30 protein-coding genes, 1 tRNA gene and 2 pseudogenes are annotated in these 24,796 nt (G+C 57.0%); 11 read left to right on the top strand and 22 right to left on the bottom strand.

Annotation, left to right across the window (positions count from 1 at the left end):
* From ALO43_RS31915 to ALO43_RS24100, 4 genes and pseudogenes are all read left to right on the top strand, one after another.
* Window positions 1-546 (top strand): annotated as a pseudogene (locus ALO43_RS31915) (hypothetical protein); the annotation flags it as partial.
* Complete coding sequence (locus ALO43_RS24115) at window positions 543-866, top strand: hypothetical protein (RefSeq protein ID WP_024669844.1); 324 nt, start codon at window positions 543-545, stop codon at window positions 864-866. The pseudogene ALO43_RS31915 and the gene ALO43_RS24115, both read left to right, overlap by 4 nt.
* Window positions 867-901: 35 nt before the next feature.
* Entirely contained in the window at window positions 902-1,114 is a 213-nt protein-coding gene (locus tag ALO43_RS24110; protein WP_005753573.1) for a hypothetical protein, read from the top strand.
* Window positions 1,114-2,224: pseudogene (locus tag ALO43_RS24100) on the top strand (tyrosine-type recombinase/integrase). Before ALO43_RS24110 ends, ALO43_RS24100 begins: the two are co-directional and overlap by 1 nt.
* Window positions 2,225-2,301: 77 nt before the next feature.
* Here the strand turns inward: ALO43_RS24100 and ALO43_RS24095 are convergent.
* The 9 genes from ALO43_RS24095 to thrS form a co-directional block, all read right to left on the bottom strand.
* A tRNA-Pro gene (locus ALO43_RS24095) sits at window positions 2,302-2,378 on the bottom strand.
* 88 nt (window positions 2,379-2,466) lie between these two features.
* A complete protein-coding gene (locus ALO43_RS24090) occupies window positions 2,467-2,823 on the bottom strand; it encodes a MerR family transcriptional regulator (protein ID WP_005893448.1) in 357 nt (118 codons plus the stop codon).
* Complete coding sequence (gene ihfA, locus ALO43_RS24085) at window positions 2,804-3,106, bottom strand: integration host factor subunit alpha (protein ID WP_002553164.1); 303 nt, start codon at window positions 3,104-3,106, stop codon at window positions 2,804-2,806. Before ihfA ends, ALO43_RS24090 begins: the two co-directional genes overlap by 20 nt.
* Before the next feature lie 3 nt (window positions 3,107-3,109).
* A complete protein-coding gene (gene pheT, locus ALO43_RS24080) occupies window positions 3,110-5,488 on the bottom strand; it encodes a phenylalanine--tRNA ligase subunit beta (RefSeq protein ID WP_054998184.1) in 2,379 nt (792 codons plus the stop codon).
* Between the two features lie 28 nt (window positions 5,489-5,516).
* The gene (gene pheS / locus ALO43_RS24075; RefSeq protein WP_054998183.1) at window positions 5,517-6,533 is read right to left on the bottom strand and encodes a phenylalanine--tRNA ligase subunit alpha; all 1,017 of its coding nucleotides are present in this window, start codon (window positions 6,531-6,533) and stop codon (window positions 5,517-5,519) included.
* 103 nt (window positions 6,534-6,636) lie between these two features.
* Window positions 6,637-6,993 carry a 50S ribosomal protein L20 gene (rplT, locus tag ALO43_RS24070; protein ID WP_002553161.1) on the bottom strand — a complete coding sequence of 119 codons (357 nt, stop codon included), beginning with the start codon at window positions 6,991-6,993 and terminating at the stop codon, window positions 6,637-6,639.
* A gap of 29 nt (window positions 6,994-7,022) precedes the next feature.
* Entirely contained in the window at window positions 7,023-7,217 is a 195-nt protein-coding gene (gene rpmI, locus ALO43_RS24065) for a 50S ribosomal protein L35 (protein WP_002553160.1), read from the bottom strand.
* A 60-nt stretch (window positions 7,218-7,277) separates the two neighbouring features.
* Window positions 7,278-7,829: a translation initiation factor IF-3 gene (gene infC, locus ALO43_RS24060; protein WP_170855886.1), complete on the bottom strand. Its 552-nt coding sequence runs from the start codon at window positions 7,827-7,829 to the stop codon at window positions 7,278-7,280.
* A complete protein-coding gene (gene thrS, locus ALO43_RS24055) occupies window positions 7,829-9,751 on the bottom strand; it encodes a threonine--tRNA ligase (RefSeq protein ID WP_024690497.1) in 1,923 nt (640 codons plus the stop codon). The genes infC and thrS overlap by 1 nt, the downstream gene beginning before the upstream one ends.
* A gap of 366 nt (window positions 9,752-10,117) precedes the next feature.
* Here thrS and ALO43_RS24045 point away from each other — a divergent pair, with 366 nt between their 5' ends.
* Window positions 10,118-10,423 (top strand): hypothetical protein, encoded by a 306-nt coding sequence (locus tag ALO43_RS24045; RefSeq protein WP_005893458.1) that lies wholly within the window; start codon window positions 10,118-10,120, stop codon window positions 10,421-10,423.
* 295 nt (window positions 10,424-10,718) lie between these two features.
* Window positions 10,719-10,931 (top strand): cold-shock protein, encoded by a 213-nt coding sequence (locus ALO43_RS24040; protein ID WP_002553156.1) that lies wholly within the window; start codon window positions 10,719-10,721, stop codon window positions 10,929-10,931.
* Window positions 10,932-10,996: 65 nt separating this feature from the next.
* On the opposite strand, the gene ALO43_RS24035 is transcribed toward ALO43_RS24040, so the two are convergent.
* Window positions 10,997-11,332 carry an I78 family peptidase inhibitor gene (locus ALO43_RS24035; RefSeq protein WP_005893460.1) on the bottom strand — a complete coding sequence of 112 codons (336 nt, stop codon included), beginning with the start codon at window positions 11,330-11,332 and terminating at the stop codon, window positions 10,997-10,999.
* A 309-nt stretch (window positions 11,333-11,641) separates the two neighbouring features.
* Between ALO43_RS24035 and ALO43_RS29570 the strand changes: the two genes are divergently transcribed.
* The gene (locus ALO43_RS29570) at window positions 11,642-11,836 is read left to right on the top strand and encodes a hypothetical protein (RefSeq protein ID WP_005893462.1); all 195 of its coding nucleotides are present in this window, start codon (window positions 11,642-11,644) and stop codon (window positions 11,834-11,836) included.
* Window positions 11,837-11,859: 23 nt separating this feature from the next.
* Here ALO43_RS29570 and ALO43_RS24030 read toward each other — a convergent pair whose 3' ends face one another.
* The 8 genes from ALO43_RS24030 to ALO43_RS23995 form a co-directional block, all read right to left on the bottom strand.
* A complete protein-coding gene (locus tag ALO43_RS24030; protein WP_005893465.1) occupies window positions 11,860-12,885 on the bottom strand; it encodes a nucleoside hydrolase in 1,026 nt (341 codons plus the stop codon).
* Between the two features lie 23 nt (window positions 12,886-12,908).
* Complete coding sequence (gene rbsD / locus ALO43_RS24025) at window positions 12,909-13,313, bottom strand: D-ribose pyranase (protein ID WP_005893469.1); 405 nt, start codon at window positions 13,311-13,313, stop codon at window positions 12,909-12,911.
* Window positions 13,310-14,230 carry a ribokinase gene (gene rbsK, locus ALO43_RS24020; protein ID WP_024690499.1) on the bottom strand — a complete coding sequence of 307 codons (921 nt, stop codon included), beginning with the start codon at window positions 14,228-14,230 and terminating at the stop codon, window positions 13,310-13,312. The genes rbsD and rbsK overlap by 4 nt, the downstream gene beginning before the upstream one ends.
* A 30-nt stretch (window positions 14,231-14,260) precedes the next feature.
* Window positions 14,261-15,277 carry a LacI family DNA-binding transcriptional regulator gene (locus ALO43_RS24015; protein ID WP_005893473.1) on the bottom strand — a complete coding sequence of 339 codons (1,017 nt, stop codon included), beginning with the start codon at window positions 15,275-15,277 and terminating at the stop codon, window positions 14,261-14,263.
* A 1-nt stretch (window position 15,278) separates the two neighbouring features.
* Window positions 15,279-16,271 carry an ABC transporter permease gene (locus ALO43_RS24010; RefSeq protein ID WP_024669837.1) on the bottom strand — a complete coding sequence of 331 codons (993 nt, stop codon included), beginning with the start codon at window positions 16,269-16,271 and terminating at the stop codon, window positions 15,279-15,281.
* On the bottom strand, window positions 16,268-17,821 hold the full coding sequence (locus ALO43_RS24005) for a sugar ABC transporter ATP-binding protein (protein WP_053480134.1): 1,554 nt from the start codon (window positions 17,819-17,821) through the stop codon (window positions 16,268-16,270). Before ALO43_RS24005 ends, ALO43_RS24010 begins: the two co-directional genes overlap by 4 nt.
* 57 nt (window positions 17,822-17,878) lie before the next feature.
* Window positions 17,879-18,799, bottom strand: a complete 921-nt coding sequence (locus tag ALO43_RS24000) for a sugar ABC transporter substrate-binding protein (protein WP_371906488.1) — start codon at window positions 18,797-18,799, stop codon at window positions 17,879-17,881.
* A gap of 242 nt (window positions 18,800-19,041) precedes the next feature.
* Window positions 19,042-19,266 (bottom strand): YgdI/YgdR family lipoprotein, encoded by a 225-nt coding sequence (locus ALO43_RS23995; protein ID WP_005893482.1) that lies wholly within the window; start codon window positions 19,264-19,266, stop codon window positions 19,042-19,044.
* 189 nt (window positions 19,267-19,455) lie between these two features.
* Here ALO43_RS23995 and ALO43_RS23990 point away from each other — a divergent pair, with 189 nt between their 5' ends.
* The 3 genes from ALO43_RS23990 to ALO43_RS23980 all read left to right on the top strand — a co-directional run bounded on the left by ALO43_RS23990 (window position 19,456) and on the right by ALO43_RS23980 (window position 20,831).
* Window positions 19,456-19,656: a DUF1654 domain-containing protein gene (locus ALO43_RS23990; protein ID WP_005893485.1), complete on the top strand. Its 201-nt coding sequence runs from the start codon at window positions 19,456-19,458 to the stop codon at window positions 19,654-19,656.
* A gap of 4 nt (window positions 19,657-19,660) precedes the next feature.
* Window positions 19,661-20,362, top strand: coding sequence for an endonuclease (locus ALO43_RS23985; protein WP_024690502.1), 702 nt, complete (start codon window positions 19,661-19,663; stop codon window positions 20,360-20,362).
* 232 nt (window positions 20,363-20,594) lie between these two features.
* Complete coding sequence (locus ALO43_RS23980) at window positions 20,595-20,831, top strand: DUF6555 family protein (protein ID WP_005893490.1); 237 nt, start codon at window positions 20,595-20,597, stop codon at window positions 20,829-20,831.
* Window positions 20,832-20,905: 74 nt separating this feature from the next.
* Here the strand turns inward: ALO43_RS23980 and map are convergent, their stop codons facing one another.
* The 4 genes from map to ALO43_RS23960 form a co-directional block, all read right to left on the bottom strand.
* On the bottom strand, window positions 20,906-21,697 hold the full coding sequence (map, locus tag ALO43_RS23975) for a type I methionyl aminopeptidase (protein ID WP_024690504.1): 792 nt from the start codon (window positions 21,695-21,697) through the stop codon (window positions 20,906-20,908).
* A complete protein-coding gene (locus ALO43_RS23970) occupies window positions 21,694-21,951 on the bottom strand; it encodes a ParD-like family protein (protein ID WP_005893494.1) in 258 nt (85 codons plus the stop codon). Before ALO43_RS23970 ends, map begins: the two co-directional genes overlap by 4 nt.
* Before the next feature lie 87 nt (window positions 21,952-22,038).
* Window positions 22,039-22,236 carry a hypothetical protein gene (locus tag ALO43_RS23965; RefSeq protein ID WP_005893496.1) on the bottom strand — a complete coding sequence of 66 codons (198 nt, stop codon included), beginning with the start codon at window positions 22,234-22,236 and terminating at the stop codon, window positions 22,039-22,041.
* Window positions 22,237-22,338: 102 nt separating this feature from the next.
* The gene (locus tag ALO43_RS23960; protein WP_024669834.1) at window positions 22,339-23,370 is read right to left on the bottom strand and encodes an Ldh family oxidoreductase; all 1,032 of its coding nucleotides are present in this window, start codon (window positions 23,368-23,370) and stop codon (window positions 22,339-22,341) included.
* 218 nt (window positions 23,371-23,588) lie between these two features.
* Here ALO43_RS23960 and ALO43_RS23955 point away from each other — a divergent pair, with 218 nt between their 5' ends.
* Entirely contained in the window at window positions 23,589-24,629 is a 1,041-nt protein-coding gene (locus ALO43_RS23955; protein WP_024690506.1) for a FecR family protein, read from the top strand.
* Window positions 24,630-24,796 lie beyond the last annotated feature (167 nt).

The raw sequence follows: 24,796 nt of genomic DNA, 5'->3' as shown, positions 1-24,796 counted from the left end.
CCATACGGAAAGCCCGGTGAGCGACTGTGGGTGCGCGAAAGCTGGCAAGACGTTCATCCAGTTCAGGTAGCTGACGGCCGTTATACGCAGCAAGGCCGTGCCGACATACCCGGCCCGCCTGGCGTGACCTACCAAACAATTTATCGCGCTGACGGCCCTTATCCGAAGATCTACCACAGCCATCATCACCCTTACCGAACGTTGCAGCCAGACCATGATCACGGCATGAACAGCCCTGCGCAAAGCGGATAAACAGGCTGGACTCAAAGCATCCACATGCCGCGCTGGGCAAGCCGCATCCTGCTGGAAATCACCGACGTGCGCGTCGAGCGGTTGCAGGATATCAGCGAGGATCAGGCCAGAGCCGAAGGCGTACGGCTTTACACCGATCATGCCGAACCCGGTGAGTGGTGGCACGTCGATGGGGTCGAAACATACAGCGCTGACCCGCGCAAATCGTTCGAGCTGCTCTGGATATCCGTCGGAGGCGACTGGAACGCAAACCCGTGGGTCTGGGTAGTCGAGTTCAAGCGGGTGACGCCATGACCAAAGAGGAGCTTGCAGAGCTCGGCACAAAGGTCTCGATTGCCATTGAAGCCGGTAAGGCAGCCGCAGCAGCATGCACCAACGATGGCGGCAGCGCCAACCTTGATCGAGTGGTTATCCCAATCCCAGGCATGCGAGCAGCGTCGATAAGCAAGCTGCCTGGCTACGTCCAGAAACGGCACGGTCATCACCGGCAGGGCATTCACCTCGCTACGCCTTGGCCGGGCCAAGGCAGCCAGCACAGCGCTGGCGTGCAGGCGATGCACAAGTCGCTGCAAGAGCAAGGCGTGGACTGCTACGTCTATTACCAGATCGATTAACCCCTTCCGCCGCCAGCGCGGCCCGGAGCCAAGAAATGAGAAAAGAGCTGATCAAGATCAGTGAGTTTCAGCGTCGGCGCTGGGGCGAGAACGGCACGCCACCGTGCCCCCAAGCGATCCGAAATTACATCCGCAACGGCCAGCTCCCAGGTGAGCAAATCGGCAAGCTCTGGTATATCGACTGGGCCGCCTACAACAAAGCAGCAGGAAATGACCTGATAGCGATGGTATTGAAAGGAGCTGCATGATGGTCCCCCGGCCGCGCAACAAATCAAATAAGGGCCTGCCCCAGAATCTGTACATGGACGACCGGCGCGGAACCTATCGATATCGCAGGCCGACTGACGGCAAGTGGTTTCAGTTTGGGACCGACCGAGTCAAAGCGGTCGACGCGGCCAAGCAACTGAATCTGGCATTCATCAGGGGCCGATCTGGTCGAAACGGTACTGGGCGTGACCTCTGAATCGTTTGCTGGCCTCCTTGATCACTATGAAGAAACCGTGCTGCCGCCGAGGGAACTGGCGAAAGGAACGCTTCAGCTGTACGCGGTTCACTTTCGGCGATTCCGGAAAGCGTTTGAAGGCAAGGCCGTAGATCAGATCAGCATTCGCATGGTTGCCGTGATGCTCGACGAACTGACGCCGCGTACCGCGAATCAGTGCCGAGCTCTGCTCATCGACATATTCAATCATGCCGCTGCTAAAGGCTTGTGCCCGGACAATCCTGCGGCCAGCACCATCAACCGTATCGAAAAGAAACAGCGCAAGCGCCATACCGTCGAGGGGCTGAAACTGATTCGCGAGAAGTCGCCGACCTGGCTACGGAACGCGATCGATCTGGCACTGATCACAGCCCAGCGCCGAACCGACATTTTGGACATGAAGTTTGAGGACGTGCGGGAAGGCTTTCTGTATGTCATCCAGCAGAAGACGGCCAAGGCCAGTGACGCAGCCTGGATTCGATTCCGAGTGACGCCAGAGTTGCAGGCTGTCATCAGTCGGTGCCGGGACAACGTGGCTTCGCCCTATCTCGTTCACCGGCGCCCGGAGCGCCTGAAGCAAAAGCAGGCCCAGACCAAGGACAACTGGACGAAGATCGAAGAGCGATATTTGACACGCGCGTTCAAGGCAGCGCGAGAGGATGCTGGGTGCTACGCGGATTGGAGTGACGAGGAAATGCCGGGCTTTCATGAAGTGCGGGCACTGTCGCTGCACCTATACAAGAAAGCCGGAAAGGACGGGCAAAAGATCGCAGGGCATGCGAGCGAGGACATGACGAAAAACTACCAGAAAGACCACGCCGAAATCGTCTGGTCAGAGGCAGTTCCCGACCTCGACATCAGCCAGTTTTCGAATTAGTTTTGCGCAAGTTTTGCGCAGGCCGGAAATTAAAAAGAGGATCAGCACCGTAAGTGACTGATCCCCTTAACAAAATATGGTCGGGACGGAGTGATTCGAACACTCGACCCCTAGCACCCCATGCTAGTGCGCTACCGGACTGCGCTACGCCCCGACTAGGCGTGTATCTGTTTTGCAACTTGCGAAAACGTTGAGAAATATACCCTAAGCATTTGAATTTTGGAAGTATCCTGGCTGATCAATTACGCCTTGAGCATGACCAGTACGTCTTCCAGCTCGGCAATCATCTCCCTAATCATCTGCTTGTACTGCTGGGTATCGTCTTTCGGTTCTCCGGTGGTAAGGCGAAGTCGGGCGCCACCGATGGTGAAGCCCTGATCGTAGAGCAGCCCGCGGATCTGACGGATCATCAGCACGTCCTGACGCTGATAATAACGGCGGTTTCCGCGTCGCTTGACGGGGTTGAGTTGAGGAAACTCCTGCTCCCAATAACGCAGAACGTGCGGTTTTACCGCGCAGAGCTCGCTGACCTCACCGATGGTGAAGTAGCGTTTGCCTGGGATGGGCGGCAGCTCGTCGTTATGACTTGGTTCCAGCATATGCCTCAACTCGGGCTTTCAACTTCTGCCCTGGACGAAAGGTGACCACACGGCGCGCCGTAATTGGAATCTCTTCACCGGTCTTTGGATTTCTCCCAGGCCGCTGGCGCTTGTCTCGAAGGTCGAAGTTGCCAAAACCTGACAACTTCACCTGCTCGTTATCTTCCAGAGCGTGCCTGATTTCTTCAAAAAACAGTTCGACCAATTCCTTGGCTTCCCGTTTATTCAGGCCCAGCTCTTCGTACAGACGTTCGGCCATCTCAGCTTTCGTCAGAGCCCCCATACGCTACTTCCTTAACGTGGCGTTTAACCTCTCCTCTAGCGAGGTGAGGATAGCAAGTGTCGTTGCGTTTACCTCATCGTCATTAAGAGTGCGCGATGGATGCTGCCAGGTCAAGCCGACTGCGAGGCTTTTTCTATGTGGATCAATGCCTTTACCCTGGTAAACATCAAATAACCTGAGGTCTGTGAGCCACTCGCCTGCATTTTCACGGATTACGTCCATGACGGCACTGGCTGAAACGTCACGATCGGCCAGCAACGCCAGGTCACGACGCACTTCAGGGAAGCGCGACAACTCGTGGAATTTCGGCAGACGGCCTGTCGAAACTTCTGCCAGCACCAGCTCGAAGACAAACACCGGACGATCCAGACCCAGGTTTTTTGACAACTCAGGGTGGATGGCGCCCAGGAAGCCGACTTCACGACCATCGCGCTCGATGCGTGCAGTCTGGCCTGGATGCAAGGCAGGATGCTGGCCCGGCGTGAAAGTGAACTCCCCCAGCGCGCCGGCAAAACCCAAAACCGCTTCGACATCGGCCTTGACGTCGAAAAAATCGACCGCATCGCGACCTTGTGCCCAGCCTTCCGGCAGGCGGCTGCCGCACACCACACCTGCCAACATCGGCTCTTGTTTCAAGCCATCAAGCTGACCGACGAAGCGCAGACCGCTTTCGAACATGCGAACGCGATCCTGCTGACGATTCAGGTTGTGCTGCAGAGCTTTCACCAGACCGGGCCACAAAGAGGCGCGCATGGCGGCCATGTCATTGGAGATGGGATTGGCCAGCAGCAGAGGTTTGGCACCTGGAGTAAACAGTTCGAACCATTTCGGGTCGATGAAGCTGTAGGTGATCGCTTCCTGATAACCGCGAGCAACCAGCAGACGACGCAGCTCTGGCAGATCGCCTTTGGCCTCGGCCTTGGCTTGAGGTGCCAGACGGGCTTGCGGGTATCGAACCGGCAGACGGTTGTAGCCGTACAGACGCGCCAGCTCTTCGATCAGATCGACTTCAAGGCTGATGTCGAAACGATGACTTGGCACGTCGACACGCCACTGACCATCGGTTTCGGCAGACACTGTCAGGCCAAGCCCCGTCAGCAGCCGTTCTATTTCAGCGTTTTCAATAACCAGACCGAGCATCTGCTCGACTCGGCTGGCGCGCAACGTAACCGGCGCAATCGAAGGCAGGTGCTGCTCGCTGGTCACTTCAATTACAGGGCCGACTTCGCCACCAGTGATTTCCAGCAGCAGGCCGGTGGCGCGCTCCATGGCTTCACGGGCCAGTTGCCAGTCAACGCCACGCTCAAAACGATGCGAGGCATCGGTGTGTAGGCCGTAGGAACGCGCCTTGCCAGCTACCGAGATGGTGTCGAAGAACGCGCTTTCCAGGAAGATATCGCGGGTCCCTGACGTCACGCCGCTGTGTTCGCCACCCATCACGCCGGCAATAGCCAATGCGCGCTGGTGGTCGGCGATGACCAGTGTGTCAGCACGCAGGCTGACTTCCTGACCGTCGAGCAGAACGAGCTTCTCGCCCTCCTCGGCCATGCGAACGCGGATCCCGCCATTGATTTCAGCCAAATCGAACGCATGCAGAGGCTGACCCAGTTCCAGCATCACATAGTTGGTGATATCGACAGCCGCGTCGATGCTGCGTACGTCGGAGCGACGCAGGCGCTCGACCATCCACAGCGGAGTCGGACGCGACAGGTCGACATTACGAATAACGCGACCCAGATAGCGCGGGCAGGCAGCCGGCGCCAATACTTCGACCGGACGTACCTCATCATGCACAGCTGCAACAGCGGCAACCTGCGGACGCGCCACTTCAGCGGCGTACAGCGCGCCTACTTCACGAGCCAGGCCAGCCACTGACAGGCAGTCGCCCCGATTGGGGGTCAGATCAACTTCGATGCTGGCGTCGTCTAGGCCCAGATAGACACGAATGTCCTGACCGACCGGCGCATCAGCCGCCAGCTCCATCAGGCCATCATTGCCTTCACCGGCCTGCAATTCGGCAGCGGAACACAGCATGCCGTTGGACTCGACGCCACGCAGTTTGGCTTTCTTGATCTTGAAGTCGCCCGGCAGCTCGGCACCGATCATGGCGAACGGGATTTTCAGGCCCGGGCGCACGTTTGGCGCACCGCAGACGACCTGAAAGGTTTCGCTGCCATTGCTGACCTGGCACACGCGAAGCTTGTCGGCATCAGGGTGCTGCTCGGTGCTCAGCACCTCGCCCACCACTACGCCGGTGAAAACGCCGGCGGCCAGCGTCACGCTGTCAACCTCAAGACCGGCCATCGACAGACGAGCAACCAGCTCGTCGCGAGAAACCTGCGGGCTTACCCAGCCGCGCAGCCATTGTTCACTGAATTTCATCCTGCTCTCCTGAAAGGTTCGTTACGACTTAGCGAAATTGCGCGAGGAACCGCAGATCGTTGTCGAAGAACAGGCGCAAATCATTGACGCCGTAACGCAGCATGGCCAGACGCTCTACACCCATGCCGAACGCGAAACCCTGAAACTCTTCAGGGTCGATGCCGGACATGCGCAGGACGTTGGGGTGAACCATGCCGCAGCCCATGACTTCCAGCCAGCCGGTATGTTTGCAGACACGGCAGCCTTTGCCACTGCACATCACGCATTCCATATCCACTTCTGCCGAAGGCTCGGTGAACGGGAAATACGAAGGACGGAAGCGCACGGCCAGTTCTTTTTCGAAGAACACCCGCAGAAACTCTTCGATGGTGCCTTTCAGGTCAGCAAAATTGATGTCGCGATCAACCAGCAGACCTTCGATCTGGTGGAACATCGGCGAGTGGGTAATATCGGAGTCGCTGCGGTACACACGGCCAGGGCAGACAATGCGGATCGGCGGCTGCTGCGATTCCATGGTGCGGACCTGTACCGGCGAGGTATGGGTGCGCAACAGCATGTTCGCATTGAAATAGAAGGTGTCATGCATCGACCGGGCCGGGTGATGGCCAGGGATGTTGAGCGCCTCGAAGTTGTGGTAGTCGTCTTCGACTTCCGGGCCTTCGGCAATGCCGTAGCCAATGTGTGTGAAGAACTGCTCGATGCGTTCCAGAGTACGGGTGATCGGGTGCAGACCACCGGAGGTCTGACCACGGCCCGGCAGGGTCACGTCGATGCATTCGGCGGCGAGTCTGGCAGTAAGGTCTGCCTGCTCGAACGACGCCTTGCGCGCATTGAGGACCTCTGTGACACGCTCCTTGGCAACGTTGATCAGCGCGCCGACTTGCGGACGCTCTTCAGCGGGCAGGTTCCCCAAGGTCTTCATCACCTGAGTCAACTCGCCTTTCTTGCCGAGGTAGTGAACCCGGATTTGCTCCAGGGCATTGATATCTTCGGCGCCTTGCACAGCCTCAAGAGCTTGAGCGACCAGCGCGTCCAGGTTTTCCATGTACAGACTCCAGATACAAAATAGGGGAAGAGCTTTAGGCTCTTCCCCTATTTATGACGTTTAACACCAACCCCGGAGACCGGAACCAGTGATTGTCGGGGACTTAGGCCAAAGTGGCTTTAGCTTTCTCGACAATCGCAGCAAACGCCGCTTTTTCGTTCACTGCCAGATCAGCCAGAACCTTACGGTCGATCTCGATGGACGCTTTTTTCAGGCCGGCAATGAAACGGCTGTAGGACAGACCGTTAACACGAGCACCAGCATTGATACGAGCGATCCACAGAGCGCGGAACTGACGTTTTTTCTGACGACGGTCACGGTAGGCGTATTGGCCTGCCTTGATTACCGCTTGCTTGGCAACACGGAATACGCGTGAACGCGCGCCGTAGTAGCCTTTTGCAAGTTTCAGAATTTTTTTGTGACGCTTACGGGCAATGACGCCACGCTTTACACGAGCCATGAGTTACTTCCTCTATATCTTGATCAAAATTAACGAAGGCGCAGCATGCGCTCGACTTTTGCCACGTCAGACGGATGCAGCAAGCTGCTACCGCGCAGTTGACGCTTACGCTTTGTCGACATTTTGGTCAGGATGTGGCTCTTGAAAGCGTGTTTGTGCTTGATGCCGTTAGCAGTTTTCAAAAACCGCTTAGCTGCACCACTTTTAGTCTTCATCTTTGGCATGTTCGGATACTCCGCATTCAGTTGATAAATATAACCGCAAGGCCTGCCGTGCCCTGGTGGTTATTTCTTCTTTTTCGGGGCGATGACCATGATCAGCTGGCGTCCTTCCATCTTAGGATGCTGTTCGACGGAACCGTATTCGAGCAAGTCACCTTCAACCCGCTTCAACAGCTCCATACCCAGCTCCTGGTGGGCCATCTCACGACCGCGGAATCTTAACGATACCTTGGCCCTGTCCCCGTCACTCAGGAAACGTACCAGGTTGCGTAGTTTTACCTGGTAATCCCCTTCCTCCGTCCCTGGACGAAACTTGATTTCTTTAACCTGGATCTGCTTCTGGTTTTTCTTCGCTGCAGCAACCTGCTTCTTCTTCTCGAAGATCGATTTGCCGTAATCCATCACACGGCAGACCGGAGGAAGTGCGTCGGCAGAAATCTCTACCAGATCCAGCTTCGCCTCTTCGGCTATACGAAGCGCTTCATCAATCGAGACGATGCCAATCTGCTCGCCGTCAGCGCCAATTAAACGAACCTCGCGGGCCGAGATATTTTCATTGATCGGGGCCTTGGGTGCAGCTCGTTTATCTTGTCTCATTTCACGCTTAATAATAATTACTCCGTATCTTGGCGACCACGCCGGGAAACCGCTTGTGCGAGAAATTCAGCGAATTGGGCGATCGGCATCGAACCAAGGTCAGCGCCTTCACGTGTACGCACAGCGACAGTTTGCATTTCAACCTCCCGATCTCCAATCACGAGGAGATAAGGAACCTTGAGCAAAGTATGCTCACGGATTTTAAAGCCGATCTTTTCATTTCTCAAGTCGGACTTGGCACGAAACCCGCTTTCGGCCAGAGTTTTTTCCACTTCAAGGGCAAAATCGGCCTGTTTGTCAGTGATATTCATGATCACTGCCTGCGTCGGCGCCAGCCACGCCGGAAACGCGCCTTCATAATGCTCGATCAGAATACCGATGAAACGCTCGAAGGAACCGAGAATCGCACGGTGCAACATGACCGGATTCTTGCGACTGTTGTCTTCGGAAACGTATTCGGCGTTCAGGCGGATTGGCAGATTGAAGTCCAGCTGCAGCGTGCCGCACTGCCAAACCCGACCAAGGCAGTCCTTGAGTGAAAACTCGATTTTCGGACCGTAGAACGCGCCTTCACCAGGCTGCAGATCGTAAGGCAGGCCAGCGCTGTCAAGCGCAGAGGCCAAAGCCGACTCGGCACGATCCCACAATTCGTCGGAACCCACACGCTTTTCAGGACGGGTGGATAGCTTGAGTTCGATGTCCTTGAAGCCAAAATCGGCATAGACATCGAGCGTCAGCTTGATGAATGCGGCGGACTCGGCCTGCATCTGATCTTCGGTGCAGAAGATATGCGCGTCGTCCTGAGTGAACCCGCGCACACGCATGATGCCGTGCAGGGCACCCGACGGCTCGTTACGGTGACAGGCACCGAACTCGGCCAGGCGCATCGGCAGCTCGCGGTAGCTCTTCAGGCCCTGATTGAACACCTGCACGTGGCAAGGGCAGTTCATCGGCTTGATGGCGTAATCGCGGTTTTCGGACTCGGTAGTGAACATGTTGTCGGCGTAGTTGGCCCAGTGCCCTGATTTTTCCCAGAGCGAGCGATCGACCACTTGCGGAGTCTTGATCTCGAGGTAACCATTCTCACGCTGCACCTTACGCATGTACTGCTCAAGCACCTGATACAGGGTCCAGCCCTGCGGATGCCAGAAGACCATGCCCGGCGCTTCTTCCTGGGTATGGAACAGGCCAAGACGCTTGCCGATCTTGCGATGGTCGCGCTTTTCGGCTTCTTCAATGCGCAGGATGTAGGCAGCCAGTTGCTTCTTGTCTGCCCAGGCGGTGCCGTAGATACGCTGCAATTGCTCATTCTTGGCATCGCCGCGCCAGTAGGCACCGGACAGCTTGGTCAGCTTGAAGGATTTCAGGAAGCGCGTATTCGGCACGTGCGGACCGCGGCACATGTCGACGTATTCTTCGTGGTAATACAAGCCCATCGCCTGCTCGTTCGGCATGTCTTCGACCAGGCGCAGCTTGTAGTCTTCGTGACGGGCGGTAAATACCTCGATCACTTCGGCGCGCGGCGTGACTTTCTTGATGACGTCGTAATCTTTCTCGATCAGCTGCTGCATGCGCTGCTCGATCGCCGCCATGTCATCAGGCGTGAACGGGCGCTCATAGGCGATATCGTAATAAAAGCCGTCATCGATCACCGGGCCGATGACCATTTTTGCAGTCGGATACAACTGCTTGACCGCATGCCCGACCAGGTGGGCGCAAGAGTGACGGATGATTTCCAGTCCTTCCTGATCCTTGGGGGTGATGATCTGCAGGCTGGCATCGTTTTCGATCAGGTCGCAGGCATCGACGAGCTTACCGTCGACTTTACCGGCAACGGTGGCCTTGGCCAGCCCTGCGCCGATTGAAAGCGCGACATCGGCTACGGAAACCGCATGATCGAATGAACGTTGACTGCCGTCGGGAAGAGTAATAGTTGGCATGGCGCCTCCTCTCCTAGTGGTGACCCCTACCAAAGGTCACGTGGGTTGGGATGAGCCAGTACGTGATTCGGTGGTATGCCTGCCTCACAGTGGCAGGAGCCTTGCGGCCAACCTTGAACCGAACCAGATGACTGGAATGTACGAAAAAACCTGCGTGCCGCACTGGAAAACCATCAGCCTGAAGACCGCTGACTAAGGAGCACTTGAAAATAACAGGACGCGCATCCTAACACAGCCGGAGAGCTGCCGATGCACATCAGCGTAAATCAGGCGTAAATAACAGGTGACCTGAACTGGTGGGGCTGACAGACGTCAGAAGTCATCTAAACCTATGCACGTTTTTGTCCAGCAAAAAAGGAGAACACCATGAAGCTTTCATATCTGACATCCCTCCTCGCCCTGAGCGCGGCCTTTGGCTCAGTGAGCGCCCACGCAGAAATGGACGGTGCAACACGCAACACTTTCACCACAGAGTGTGTGGCGTCTGCCAAGCAACAGAAGCTGGATGACAAGACCGCCAAAGCCCACTGCGAATGCGCAGCGAAGCAGATCGACAGCCATTTTACCGACAAGGAGATCGCCTCGCTCAGTGATACAAAAGCTGCAGTACCTGCCGCGCTGACTGCAAAACTGCAGAAACTGGTCACCGAAAACTGCACCGGAACAAAATAATCGCTTTTTTTGGCCGGGGCGAAATCGACACTTCCAGTGCTTGCGACCCTGAACCCCGGCTTGGCTTAAAGCCTTTTAAATCAGGCCTTTGACGCACCAGGAATACGCAAGCCAGGGGCTCGGAGAGGGCTCCATCAGGCCCCATTCAGAGTATGAAGAGCTTAATGTGAGTGACCTTTGACTAAAGTGCTCGACAGAGTAGCTGTTTTTTTGCTCATTTCGACTATGATAGGGCCGTGTGCCCAGTTGGCCTGAGCAGCACGCTTATTGAAAATTATGTTTCTGGAGATACACCATGTCTAATCGCCAAACCGGCACCGTAAAATGGTTCAACGATGAAAAAGGCTTCGGCTTTATCACTCCACAGGGTGGCGGTGACGACCTGTTCGTACACTTCAAAGCGATCGAAAGCGACGGTTTCAAAAGCCTGAAAGAAGGTCAGACCGTTTCTTTTGTTGCTGCTAAGGGCCAGAAAGGCATGCAAGCAGAACAAGTCCGCGTTGACTGATTCACCCTACGCAAAAAAACCCCGTCACTGACGGGGTTTTTTATGCGCGCCAGTAAAGCATCGCCTCAGCCGCAATTAATGCGTGTCACCTTTCCCGCAGCATCGGTATTGACGTTCACCCGTTCGGATCGGTATTCCAGCGTGACCATGTCGTCAGGCCCGAGAATGCGTGCATCCTGCGACCCGGTACGAGCGCGCACTTGCGACAGAAGGTCGATAGAAGCCTGCTTGCCGATGGCGAACTGCCCAGACTCTGCGTCACAGCGGCCCGGTATAGCGGTGCTGGCTGGCGCTGGCGCCTTGGCGGACGCTTCGGCACTCGGCGCGGATGTCGTACTGCTGCACCCTGCCAGCACTGACGCCAATACGACAAAACACAATGTTGCGAATTTCCGGGGCATACACCCTCCTCTGCCAATAAACATTTCCAGACCTGGTCCGACCGCATTCAAACGCGTTGGTTGCACACCGTATCCCGCAGGCCATCAGTAAGCGGTTGATCTGGCAAGGTCATGAGTCTGCCTTGGCATCACGCCAGGTGCGCGATCAAATCGTCACAAAACGTTTACCCGGCCCGTTATTGATCAGGACTATGAGCGTTATATGTAAGTAGGAGTGTCAAAACGCGTCTGGAATGGTTTACTGCCAGTGACGCAAGCGCCGGGAAGCGCACAGCGTCATGCGGGACCTTTCACTGGAGATAAGACACCATGACAGCCATATCCATAGACGCGGACATAAAAGCCAAGTGGCCTCAAGGCCAATGCTCGCACAGCCCGGGAAACCCGGAAGAGTTGATGATCATTGCAGTCGATCTGCTGATCAAGGAACTGGGCACCGAGGGTGCCCGCGCCTTTGTCACTCAGGTATTGAGCCGGTACGGGGCAGCGAAACTGCCTGCCTGATACCGATCATCAAGACGGCATGATCACTTCAATCGCGCCAGACGCTCGGTCAGCAGATCGAAGAAGCCCTGAGCGTCGCCATTTTCGACCCAGAACACATTCTGCGGCTGCTTGAGGGTGCCGTACCAGTCAGCGACGGTCTGACCGAAGCCGATGCCTTCGCGCGTATCTATCGCGACATTGATTTGCCGACCGGTAAACAGCTCAGGCTTGAGCAACCAGGCAATGACACTGGCGTCGTGAACCGGGCCACCGGGCAACCCATAGTGTTCCATGTCCAGCTTCACGTATTCATTGAGAATCCCGTCCACCAGCTTGCCGGCGTTGTTGTTCAACGCGGCGATCTGCTTGAGTCGTTGTTCGCTGGTGAGGATCTTGTGGGTCACGTCCAGCGGCACGTAAGTCAGCTTCACGCCACTGACCAGAACGATCTGCGCGGCATGCGGGTCAGCGAACAGATTGAATTCGGCAGCCGGGGTAATATTACCCCCATTGAAATGCGCACCGCCCATGACCACCACTTCCTTGATGCCCTGAGTAATCTCGGGAGCCTGCACCAATGCCAGCGCAAGGTTGGTCTGCGGACCGAGCATGGCGATGGTGATGCTGTGTGGCTTGGCCTTGCTCAGCGTGCGGATCAGGTAGTCGACCGCATTGCCTTCGGCCAGGCCCTTGGCGGGCTCATGGATAGGCACGCCTGGCAGACCTTCCTGGCCGTGGATATTCTCGGCATAGATCGGCGTGCGCACCAATGGCTTGGGCGCTCCGGCATACACAGGCACTTCCTCACGCCCGGCCCACTCGCGCGCCAGCCTGGCATTGCGTGATGTCTTGTCCAGCCGCACGTTGCCGGCCACGGTCGTGATGGCCATCACGTTCAGCTCTTGCGGAGAAGCCAGCGCCAGTAGCAGCGCGACGACATCGTCCGCGCCCGGGTCGGTATCGATGATCAGGTCACGCTTTTCTGCTGCCTGCACAGCAGCGGTACTCAGGATGGACAACAGCAATGCTCCCCGAATTAACTGCCTGGAAAACTGTATCAACTTCATATGAAACTCCCTTTCTTGAATAGTTAAAACACCACTCCGGACACCAGCGCCAGATTACTGTACGGCTGACACTCTCCAGTGCGAATGATCGCCTTGGCTGTGCGGCTCAAGGCTTTCAGGTCTTCATGACTGATCCAGCGTTGCTGACCCAGTTGATCATCTAGGTTGAGGCTTTCGATGATCTGCAGGGCAGGCGGCTTGATCTCGGCCATTTCACTGGCCAGAACATGGCTTTCGACCTGCATTTCGCTCAGCACGACATCCAGCACACTGACGAAATCCGGCACACCACGGGTGAGCGCCAGGTCAATCAGCTCGACACCCGGCGGCACCGGCATTCCGGCGTCTACAATCATCAGGATGTCGCCATGCCCCAGTGAAGCGATCACACGGGACAAGGCAATATTGAGTAGCGGTGTTTTTTTCATAACGACATGAATTCCTTTACTTCCCCTAACGTCGGGATGGACGGCTGTGCACCCGCTCGGGTGACAGAGATGGCAGCCGCCGCCTGGCCAAACAGAATGGCCTGCGACTCACTCTGCCCGGCTGCCAGCGCGGCTGCGAAACCGCCGACAAAGGTATCACCTGCGGCGGTGGTGTCCACGGCCTGCACGCGACGTGCGTCAATATGCTGCACACCGTCGGCGCTAGCGAACAACGTTCCACGCTCGCCAAGGGTAATGATGACGTTGCGCGCACCGGCCGCCAGCATCGTCGCGGCAGCTTTTTCGGCAGCTGCGGGCGAATCGACCGTCACGCCGGTAAGGGTCTGCGCTTCGCTTTCGTTGGGGATCAGATAATCGATCAGCCCGTACCAGTTCTCGGGCAGCGGCTCACTGGCGGGCGCTGGATTGAGAATCACGGTCTTGCCCAGTGCGTGAGCACGGGTCAGGGTATGGAAAACGGTTTCGGTCGGCACTTCCAGCTGGCAGATAACAATCTCGGAACCTGCCAGAAGTGCGTCGAAACGCTCGATCAGCGCAGGCGTCAGGCGGCCGTTGCCGCCTGCCACGATCACAATTGCATTCTGACTGTTGGCGTCGACTACGATTGAAGCGATCCCGGTAGAGACGCCTTCCACGACCGTAACGGCCTGGCAGTCAATGCTCTCGGCCAGCAACGCGGCACGCAGGTGCTCTCCATAGGCGTCGGCTCCCACGCAACCGATCATTGCCACACCGGCACCCAGGCGCGCAGCCGCAACGGCCTGATTGGCCCCTTTGCCGCCGGGCACAGTATCGAACGTTTCCCCGCTGAGTGTTTCGCCGGGGCGCGGCAGGCGTTGGGCGCGGATCACCAGATCCATGTTCAGACTGCCCACTATCACTATTTTTGCTTGCATGGCTTATTTACTCATTACTGGGCGTGCGCATCATTCATGGGACGGCGCGCTTGGCGGCGCCGTGGACTCACGCACTACAAGACAAGGCTTTACAAGTCGTTTCTCGACAGCTGCGCCGGGCGGAGCGGCGATTCTGCATAACAGCATCTCGGCTGCGGTTTCACCCAACTGCATGATCGACTGCCCCACGGTGGTCAGCGCCGGATAGACGTAACGACTCATCTGAATATCATCGAAACCGATTACCGACAGGTCCTGAGGCACACGAATCGAACGCTCGGCGGCAGCACGCAGCACACCGATGGCGATGACGTCGTTGCCGGCAAAGATGGCTGTCGGCGCATGTCCGGTCAAAAGCCGGACCGCCGCTTCGTGGCCGGCCGAACTGGTGAACTCGCTGTGTACTGCCCAACCCTCACAGACTTCCAGAGAGGCCTGCTGCATGGCCCGCCGATAACCTGCCAGGCGCATTCCAGCGACCATGCTTTCGCCAGGGCCGCCGATGCAGGCAATATGCCGATGCCCAAGGTCCAGCAAATGCCGGGTCGCCAGATAAGCGCCCTGCTCGTGATCGATGCGCACCATGTCGGCATCGATGCCTTCAAGTTCGCGGTCGACGATCACCAGTGGAGTCCGTACATCGGTCAGGCCAGAAGTAATACTGGCATCACCTGCCACTGACGAGACAATCAGACCGTCCACTCGCTTTTCCAGGAGCACGCGCAAGTAACTGCGTTGTTTTTCCGGGTTGTCATCGGAGTTGCAGAGGATCACGCAAAAGCCGTTGCGCTCGCAATAATCCTCTATACCCCTGGCCAGCTCGGCAAAATACGGATTCATTCCGTTAGGAATCAGCAGGCCGATGGTGGACGTGGTCTTGGCCTTCAACGACCGCGCAACCGCACTGGGAACGTAGCCCAGTTGCGCGATGGCGGCCTCGACCTTGAGCCGGACTGGCTCGCTCACCGGCCGGGTCTTGTTCACCACGTGAGAAACCGTGGTGTACGAGATCCCTGCCAGCGCCGCTACATCCTTGATGGTGGCCATATCATCCCTGGCGCCGTGCCCGGTGGCTGCGGTAGGTGTCCAGCACCACAGCGATCACGATGACCGCTCCGGTGATGATGCGCTTGGTCGGTTCGGTCGCCCCGATCTGCGCCAGGCCTGCAGCCAGCACCGAGATGATCAGCACGCCGAAGAACGTGCTGATGATCGAACCACGACCGCCCATCAAACTGGTGCCACCGATCACCACGGCAGCGATGACTTGCAGTTCAAGGCCGACGCCGGCATTCGGGTCTGCTGCTTCCAGTCGCGATATCTGAAACAGCGCCGCCACACCGGCCAGCATGCCCATCAGCGAAAACACCAGAATCTTGTAGGGTTTGGGATTGATGCCTGCCAGACGCACCGCTTCTTCATTGGTGCCGATACCGATCAGGTAGCGACCAAAAACCGTGCGGGTCAGCACTGCCTGAGCAATGAAGATGACCAACAGCGCAATGATGAACGACGGGGCGATACCGAAAGCAATCGGATCGGACAACCATGCGAATGAATCGCCGATATAGGCCGTGCGTGAATTGGTCATCTGGTAAGCCGCACCGCGGGCCATTTCCAGCACGCCAAGGGACACGATGAACGAAGGAATACGCCACGCCACGGTGATAGAACCAGTGATCGTGCCAGCCAGGGTCGCGCAGGCAATGCCCAGCAGTGCAGCCGGAAACACGCTCCAGCCCCACCCCAGGATAGCCACACTGACCGCCGATGCAGCCAGCGCCAGTACCGAGCCGACCGACAGGTCGATGCCACCGATGATCAAGATCAGTGTCATGCCGACAGACAGCACCATCAGGTCAGGGATCTGATTGGCCAGCATGCTGAACGTCTGATACGACAGGAAGTGATCGCTGAGAATGGAAAACAGCACAATCATGACCAGCAGTGCGCCAGCCAGACCTATATAGGTTCCAAGGCCGAAATAATTGCCGCCGCGGCGGGCCGGCACTGTCAGCGTCGGGGAAGGCGTATTTTTCATGAGTCGTTCCTGGGCGCTGCATCATTGAGCAGCGCATCACGTTTCTGATAACCGGCAAAGGCAGCGGCAAGCAATTGGTCCTGGGTCCAGCTATCACGTTCGAACGTGTCGATCATGCGGCCGGCCGACAATACGCCGATACGGTCGCAGATCAGCATCAGTTCGCGCAGATCGCTGGACACCACTACCAGCGCCCTGCCCTGACGGGTCAATTCAGCGAGTAGTGCGTAAATATCGAACTTGGCGCCGATATCGATGCCGCGGGTCGGTTCATCGAACAGCATTACCGGGCAATCACGCTCCAGCCAGCGACCGATCACGACCTTCTGCTGATTACCACCCGACAGCTCGGACACCAGTTGGGTCGGGCTTGAACTGCGAATGCGCATGGCCGCGACTTGTCGCTGTGCCAGCTTCAGCTCTTCATCAGCATTCACCAGGCCTGCACGAGAGATGGAGTGCATGTTGCCCAAGGCGATGTTGGCGCTGATGGATTGCGACATCAGCAGGCCTTCGCTCTTGCGGTCCTCGGTGATCAGGGCAATGCCGTGCTCGACGGCATCAGATGGCGAGCGAATGGCGACCTTTTGCAACGGCTGGCCGACTTCGATTGCACCGCTGTCGGCAACGTCAGCGCCATAGATCAGACGCAGCAGTTCGGTTCGCCCGGCACCGATCAGCCCGGAAATACCGAAAATCTCACCGCGTCGCACGTCGAACGATACATCTTCGACTTTGCCGACACGGCTGAGCCCCTTGACCGACAGCGCCACTTCGCCAATCTGCCGAGCCCCCATGTCGATGTGTTCGCCCAGCTCGCGGCCAACCATCAAAGTGACCAGTTGTTCACTGTTGTAGCGAGCGATGGGCTCGACGCACACCAGTTTTCCGTCACGCAGCACTGCAATGCGCTGGGAAACCCTGGCGAGCTCTTCGAGGCGGTGGGAGATATAGATAATCGAGACACCGCGAGCCTGCAGACGCGTGATCTGCTCAAAGAGCATCTCTACCTCACGCGAGGTGAGCATGGCAGTGGGTTCGTCAAGGATCAGAACGTGGCAGTCGCCGATCAGGTTGCGGGCAATTTCAACCATCTGCTGATGGCCGATACCCAGCTCACCCACCAGCGTATCGGGATCAATTGCGTCCAGCCCTACCTGGGCCATTGCCTTGATCGCGTTTTCGCGCAGGCGCTTGCGGTCGATCCAGCCAGCGCGGCGCGGCAGATTATCAAGAAACAGGTTTTCGGCAACGGTCAGGGTCGGCAGCAGGTTCAACTCCTGCATGACCATCCGCACACCAAGTTTTTCTGCCTGGGTGCGATTCGTCGGTGCGTAAGGCTGCCCTTGATACTCCATGTGCCCGGTGGTCGGCGCAACCAGCCCACCGATGATTTTCGACAAGGTGCTTTTACCGGCACCGTTTTCCCCGGTCAGGGCCAACACTTCACCCCGCATGAGCGTCAGGTCGACGTCACCGAGTACGGGTTGCGCGTAGGTTTTACCGATGCCACTGACCGAAAGAACAGCTGTCTGAGCAGACGCTGACATACATTTCTCCCGGCGCCCGCCTGTTCAGGGACGGACGCCTTTTTTACGCGGCGTGGATCAAGGTTGGGTAACGAGTTCTACAGGCGTTTCTATAACGCCTTTCTCGTTGGTGTCGACCTTCTCGCCCTTGACCAGTTTGAGCGCAGCTTCGATGCCGAAGACAGCCTGCTTGGCGGCAAACTGATCAGCCGTGGCCAGAATACGACCATCCTTGAGCATCGGCTTGATTGCATTGATGTTGTCGTAGCCCACAACCATGACCTTGCCAGCCTTGCCTGCCGCACGCACGGCAGAGACCGCACCCAACGCCATGCTGTCGTTGCCGGCCAGCAAAGCCTTCAGGTTCGGGTATTCGTTAAGCATCGCAGAGGCGACCGCGTTGCCCTTGTCGATTTCCCAGTTGCCGGACTGCGTGGACACTACTTTCATTTGCGCCTTATCCATGGCGTCCTTGAACCCGGCGGTACGCTGCTGGGCGTTGGTGGTGGTCGACACGCCTTCGATGATGCCCACCTCATCGCCCGCGGTCAGTTTTTTAGCCAGGTAATCGCCTACCAGCTCAGCACCCTTGCGGTTGTCAGGCCCTACGAACGGGATTTGCAGCTGCTTGCTTTTGAGCACGTCAGGGTCGAGCTGGTTGTCGATGTTGACGACTTTGATACCGGTATCCGTGGCTTTCTTGAGCACTGGGACCAGTGCCTTGGAGTCGGCAGGCGCGATCACCAGTGCATCAACCCTGGAAACAATCATCTGTTCGACGATGCGGATCTGGGCAGAAGTATCGGACTCGTCCTTGATCCCGTTGGAGACCAGATCGAATTCGTTGGCGTGTTCTTTCTGGTAGGCCTTTGCGCCGTCTTCCATGGTCAGGAAAAATTCGTTAGCCAGTGATTTCATCACCAGCGCGACCTTGGGTTTTTCCGGGGTCTGGGCAAATGCAGCAGAGAGGGGCATTACCGCCGTAACGGCAGCAAACATGGCGACAGCGAGAAGGCGTCCAGCGAATGGCAGCTTCATGAGTTCATCTCCGATCTTGTGATTATTTTTCGGGCGAACGACGCAGGGCCGACGCCAGGCATCGACACGCAAACGTTTGCGAGGAGCGAACTATGAAAAAAGCCGCAGACTTTGTCAATCCACTGGAAATGAAATCTGTCTGACTGATCGCGCCTCGTGCCGAACGAGAGCGATCAGCCTTACTGTATGCCTGACAGGCTCAATCAGTTTTCTGGCCTGACCGTAGCGACGTCGTCAGCCTTTATACGGATTGTCTTGCCGGAAATGTCCTCGAACTCATAAAAACCGTCCCGCGTCTTGGTTTTGGGCATGTCTTTGGTCACATACTGCGTACCGTTCTGCAGTGTGACGACAGAGGGTGTGGAGCACCCTGCCAACACCAAGGCTGCCGCAGCCAGCAGCGGGAATGTGAGTGACTTGATATTCATGCGTAATTCCTCATGTTTTATGAAATGTTCTCAAGACGAGCAGTGTGCCACTTCAGGCACTTTATCTTACATAGGAGTTGCGAAAGATCCGACACTGAAATACTGTATGCCCGTACAGCAACTTCAGGGACTTTTTCCGTGGCAAGACAAACCGCAGCGACCCCCTCCACTCCCGGCCCCTACGAGCGCATGGGTATACGGGTACAGAAGATCATCAACTCGCCGACTGCGCAAAAATCCAGGGCCGCCCTGCTTTTTCGTCAGCCTGACGAGTCGGAAGACGACTGGGCGCAGATCCTTGAAGAAATAGCCGAAAACGATAATGTCACCCTCGCCTGGCGCGATGATGGTGGCGTACAGATATTCTGGACATTGCCGAAGGAAGATTGACGGCATGACGTTTAGATTCTCTACCCTGTTTTGCACCACCCTGCTCATCAGTGCTTCATTCACAGCCCAGGCCGACGCCCCGCGCACCTTCAGCGAAGCAAAAAAAGTCGCCTGGGGCCTGTACGCTCCGCAATCGACCGAGTTTTATTGTGGTTGCAAATACTCGGGCAAGCGGGTTGACCTCGCCGGCTGTGGCTATGTTCCGCGCAAGAGCGCCAAGCGCGCCAGCCGAATTGAATGGGAGCATATCGTGCCTGCCTGGCAGATCGGCCACCTTCGTCAATGCTGGCAAAACGGCGGACGCAAGAATTGCACAAAAAATGACGCTGTCTACAAACGTGCCGAAGCCGATCTGCACAACCTGGTGCCCAGCATTGGCGAAGTAAACGGCGACCGTAGCAACTTCAGTTTTGGCTGGGTTCCCGAGAAAAAGGGTCAGTATGGCTCATGCCTGACCCAAGTGGATTTCAAGGCCAAAAAGGTCATGCCCAGGCCGTCGATACGCGGCATGATCGCTCGCACCTATTTCTACATGAGCAAGCAATATAACCTGCGCTTGTCTCGTCAGGATCGACAGCTGTATGAGGCCTGGGACAAGACCTATCCTCCTCAGGTATGGGAGCGTCAACGCAACCAGCAAGTTGCCTGTGTCATGGGACGCGGTAACGACTTTGTCGGGCCGGTTGATTTGAAGTCATGTAAATAGGCGAAATGCTGGCTAACCACGCCCATAAAGATGATCCCGAGCGCCAAGACAATTCATTTGAATAGGCGCTCGGGCCACTCATCGGACAACTGTTAACTTGAACATTGAGCTCGACGCTTTTCGTCCTAAGCTACAAGAGCGTGGTGTTCGGCTGAAAGAGTTTTCTCATTCTGGCTATGCCATCGACAGTTCCATCCAATATGGCGCAACACCTACCTTCAGGCAGCGAACGATGATTCATCAAATGGAATTTGAAATCCATTACCAGTTTAATGGAGAGCCACGATCCTTCCTGCATCAGACAAGGCAACTCTGTCAAAATGACGCACTGCATTGTGCGACGCTGCATGCGGGCGTCGGGACGGTCAGTGGCAATATATCTGCAGGCCCGTTGCGCATTGCCACCTTGCAAGCCGAAAGCCTCGGCATCACGCAAGTGCGCTGGAAGAGGTCGACGCTGGAGTATTGATCACTTCTGCCATCCAAAAATAATGGCCTTAAAAGGCCATTATTCATGCGTGCAACTTGACGCCTCCAAGCAGGCTAGATGGCAGGGTAATCGCCCGTCCCGTCAGGCCAGGGTGTCAGCAATTCAAAACCGTTAGAGGTCACTGCGACCATGTGCTCCCACTGCGCAGACAGCGAAAGATCGCTGGTGAGAACGGTCCAGCCGTCCGCCAGCGTTTTGGTGCCTGCCTTGCCGGCATTGATCATTGGCTCGATGGTGAACACCATGCCCTCTTTCAGTCTCAAACCTTTGCCCTGAGTGCCGTAATGCAGAATCTGCGGCTCTTCGTGGTACTTGCGGCCAATGCCATGCCCGCAATATTCGCGAACCACGCTGAAGCCTTCACGGTGTGCGACGCTCTGGATGGCATAACCGATGTCCCCCAGCGTTGCACCTGGACGAACCGCGTGAATACCCGCGCGGGTCGCCTCATAGGTCGTTTCGACGAGACGCTTTGCCAGAGGGCTGACCTCACCCACCAGATACATGCGGCTGGTATCGCCGTACCAGCCGTCCTTGATGACTGCGACGTCGATATTGACGATGTCGCCATCCTTCAGAATATCCTTGGCCGAGGGTATGCCGTGACAGACCACAGCATTGGGTGAGATGCAGGTGGTTTTGGTGAAGCCGTGATAGCCAACATTCGCAGGGATCACTTTCAGCTCTTTGACGATGTACCCGTTGCAGATGTCATCGAGCGCTTCAGTGCTGACACCCGCCTTGACGTAAGGCGTGATCATCGCAAGTACATCAGCCGCCAGCCTTCCGGCTATACGCAACTGCACGAGGTCCTGTTCGGTCTTGATGCCGATAGCATTGCTCATGAGGCTGCCTTGGAACGGCGCGAGTCGGAGAGCTCTGAAACATTGAAGGCAGAAGTCGTCAATACAGTGTCACCTGTGTTTTCGATGCGAATCAGCATCTGGCAGATTTCGCTGTAATCGAGTGCGGGATGCAGTTCAGCGAGCATGCCGATACGCATCCAGTGCTCCGCCTGCGCATTGATGGAGCGGCTGAGCGCGACACTGGCAGAGCGCAGATTGGCGTGCATGTGTTCAGAAATTTTTACCAGACCCATGTTTCACCTCACATTGAATATATGAATCATATACGCTTCATATACTCATGATCAACACGGGACTTGCCGCGACCGAAAACTGACAACCTATTCCATTGTACCAATCTGCCGATAATCGGACCCGGAACGGGCAGCTGCGATGGCGATCGAAACCTCGGGCTCGTAGGCATTGAACTGGCGCAACGCAGCTGCCAGCCTCAGGAAATCTTCTCGCTGCATTTCGTTCATTGCAGAGAGCGTGCGATGGGGTTGGGCAACCTGGCTTTGTACTGAGTCAAGGGACATGACAGACCTCATTCGTTCTTTACTGTTCATGCATACAGTATTTAGATAAGCGCCCTTGCACAAGACTCATCGCGACGAATGGTCAGCGAATATGTAACTCGCTCACTTGCCTGCCAGCCCTTGCAACCGTTCGAGATCAGCCTGGCTAGCAGGAATTCCCTGGGCCATGGAGCGTGCCCGCTCAAGGTAACGTCGATCACCCGGTAGACGCTCTTGCCCTGCCCCATGAAGCTGTCGCACCAACTCTTCGCTGCGCTCGGCAAAGTGCTGACCGCTGCCTTTGTCGGGGTCAATGACGATAAGCAGCTGGCCTGTCCAGGGTGTTTGCGCACCGGGATGCGCCGACCAGTCGAATTCGAACGAGAAGTTGCCACCCGTAAGCCCTGCCGCCAGCAGCTCGACCATCATCGACAGCGCAGACCCCTTGTGCCCGCCAAAAGGTAAAAGCGCACCGCCATCGAGAATGGCGCGAGGGTCGCGGGTGGCTAATCCGGCGTGATCGACCCCCATCCCTTCGGGCAGCAATCGCCCCTCACGAGCGGCTATCTGCACATCGCCGTGGGCAATGGCGCTGGTTGCCAGGTCAAAGACGATCGGATTGCCACCGGCACGCGGCGCCGCGAAGGCAATAGGGTTGGTGCCGAACAAGGGTTGACGCGCAGCGTGAGGCACGACACAGGTCATGCTGTTGACCATGCTCAAGGCAACCAGATTTTGCTCGGCAAAATGCTCGACATCCGGCCACAACGCCGCGAAATGGTGAGAGTTGCGAATTGCCAGGATTGCAATTCCGGCATTGCGCGCCTTATCGATCAGCAGCGATCTGGCCGCCGCCAGCGCCGGCTGGGCAAAGCCATTGCCGGCGTCGACCCTCACGAAAGCGGTCGCCACATCCTCGACAACCGGTACGGCCTTGCCGTCCACCCAGCCGCTGGCCAGCGAAGACAGGTAGCCGGGGATTCGAAAGATGCCGTGGCTGTGCGAGCCATCGCGCTGGGCACTTGCGCAGTTTTCAGCAAGCACTTGCGCCACCTGCGCCGATGTTCCGTGCGCCAGAAAGATGCGACGCAACAGGTCCGTCAGTTGCAAAAACGAGACAGTTGAAGCGGGCTCGTCGGTTGTCATCGCTTGCATCTGTAGCTCCCGGCAAAGGCATTGAGGTGAGGTTCATATGACCGGAGAGTAGCGCTGACGATGCAGCACGGCCACTCCAATGCCCCAGCAGACAGTGCATGAGAGCCGCTTGCATTCACACGGAAATACATCGTGTGTAGATGAGTAATGGCCAGTGAATGTTCTCTCTCCATGAAATCCGAGGGTAGAATGCGCCAACGGTAACGGCCGGAGCGCCCATGAGCGACCCTCTCTTCAGCAAGGCAGAACACGATGCGATCACCGATGCGGCGGCGCATTGGTGCATGCGGCTGCACGCTGATGACTGCACGGACGCAGAACGAAAAGCCTTTGATCAGTGGCTGGTAGCGCATCCTTTGCATGCGGTCGAGTATCGGGCGATGAACGAGGTCTGGGACATTACCGGACAGATCGAGCCGCTCAACCCTGCGCCGATTGCCTCGATCGGGTCGGCGCAGGCTGGCCAGCCGGTTTCACGCTCCAGGCAACACCGCAAGCAACGCTGGACGCAGCGTGCAGCTGCGGCGGCAGTCATTGCACTGGCTGTGCCGGTTGCCAGTTACGTAGGCTGGTATCAGGGATGGTTGCCGGACAGCTATGAATCCTACAACGCCAGTGCCGCCACGCGCTTGGTGGTCCTCGCTGACGGCAGCCGCGCAGAGCTGAATCTGGGCACCGAACTCACCTATGCCAATTACCGCAATCGACGCGCCGTGACGCTGAAGAGTGGCGAGGCGTTTTTCGAAGTAAGCCACGACACCACACACCCGTTTGTGGTCGATGCCGGTCAAGGCAGCATCGAGGTCACAGGAACACGCTTCAATGTATGGATGTATCAGGATCAAGTACGCGTCACGCTGGTCGAGGGCTCGGTTCAGGTCAACAGCGACCGCACGCACCCGGCTTCCAGCCATCATCTCGATCCTGGCATGCAGGCAAGCTACAAGGCGGGAGACGATACGCCTCTGATCAGCCAGACGCCTGCACAGGATGCGGGCCTGGCATGGCGCAATGGCAAGCTTATATTCAACGACCTGCCCCTCAGTCAGGCGCTGCCTCTGATCAACCGTTATCTGCAAACGCCTATTCTGCTGGCAGACAGCGCCACAGGGGCCATGCGTCTGGGCGGCAGCTACAACACCGACGACCTGTCGAACTTGCTAAGTTCTTTGCCCAAAGTGCTGCCGGTCTATGTGACCCGCAACCAAAACGGCAATCCGGTGCTCAACCGCCGTGTGTTCGACGCCCCGAAGGGCTGATCTCAGGCAGAGCCTCCCAACGTTCTCTGAACAACCGGATGAATCGCCTGCGTGGCCCGCCAGTCTTCATCTAACCTGACCCCACCAAACGACGCAGCATGTAGGCGGACGTCTGCGCAGAAACTTTTTCATCCGAAAACTGAGGTTTTGCCGTGCTCGTTCGTCTT

Origin of the sequence: Pseudomonas tremae, from assembly GCF_001401155.1 — a bacterium.
Lineage (GTDB): Bacteria > Pseudomonadota > Gammaproteobacteria > Pseudomonadales > Pseudomonadaceae > Aquipseudomonas > Aquipseudomonas tremae.
This window is presented reverse-complemented; position numbering and strand designations above follow the sequence as displayed.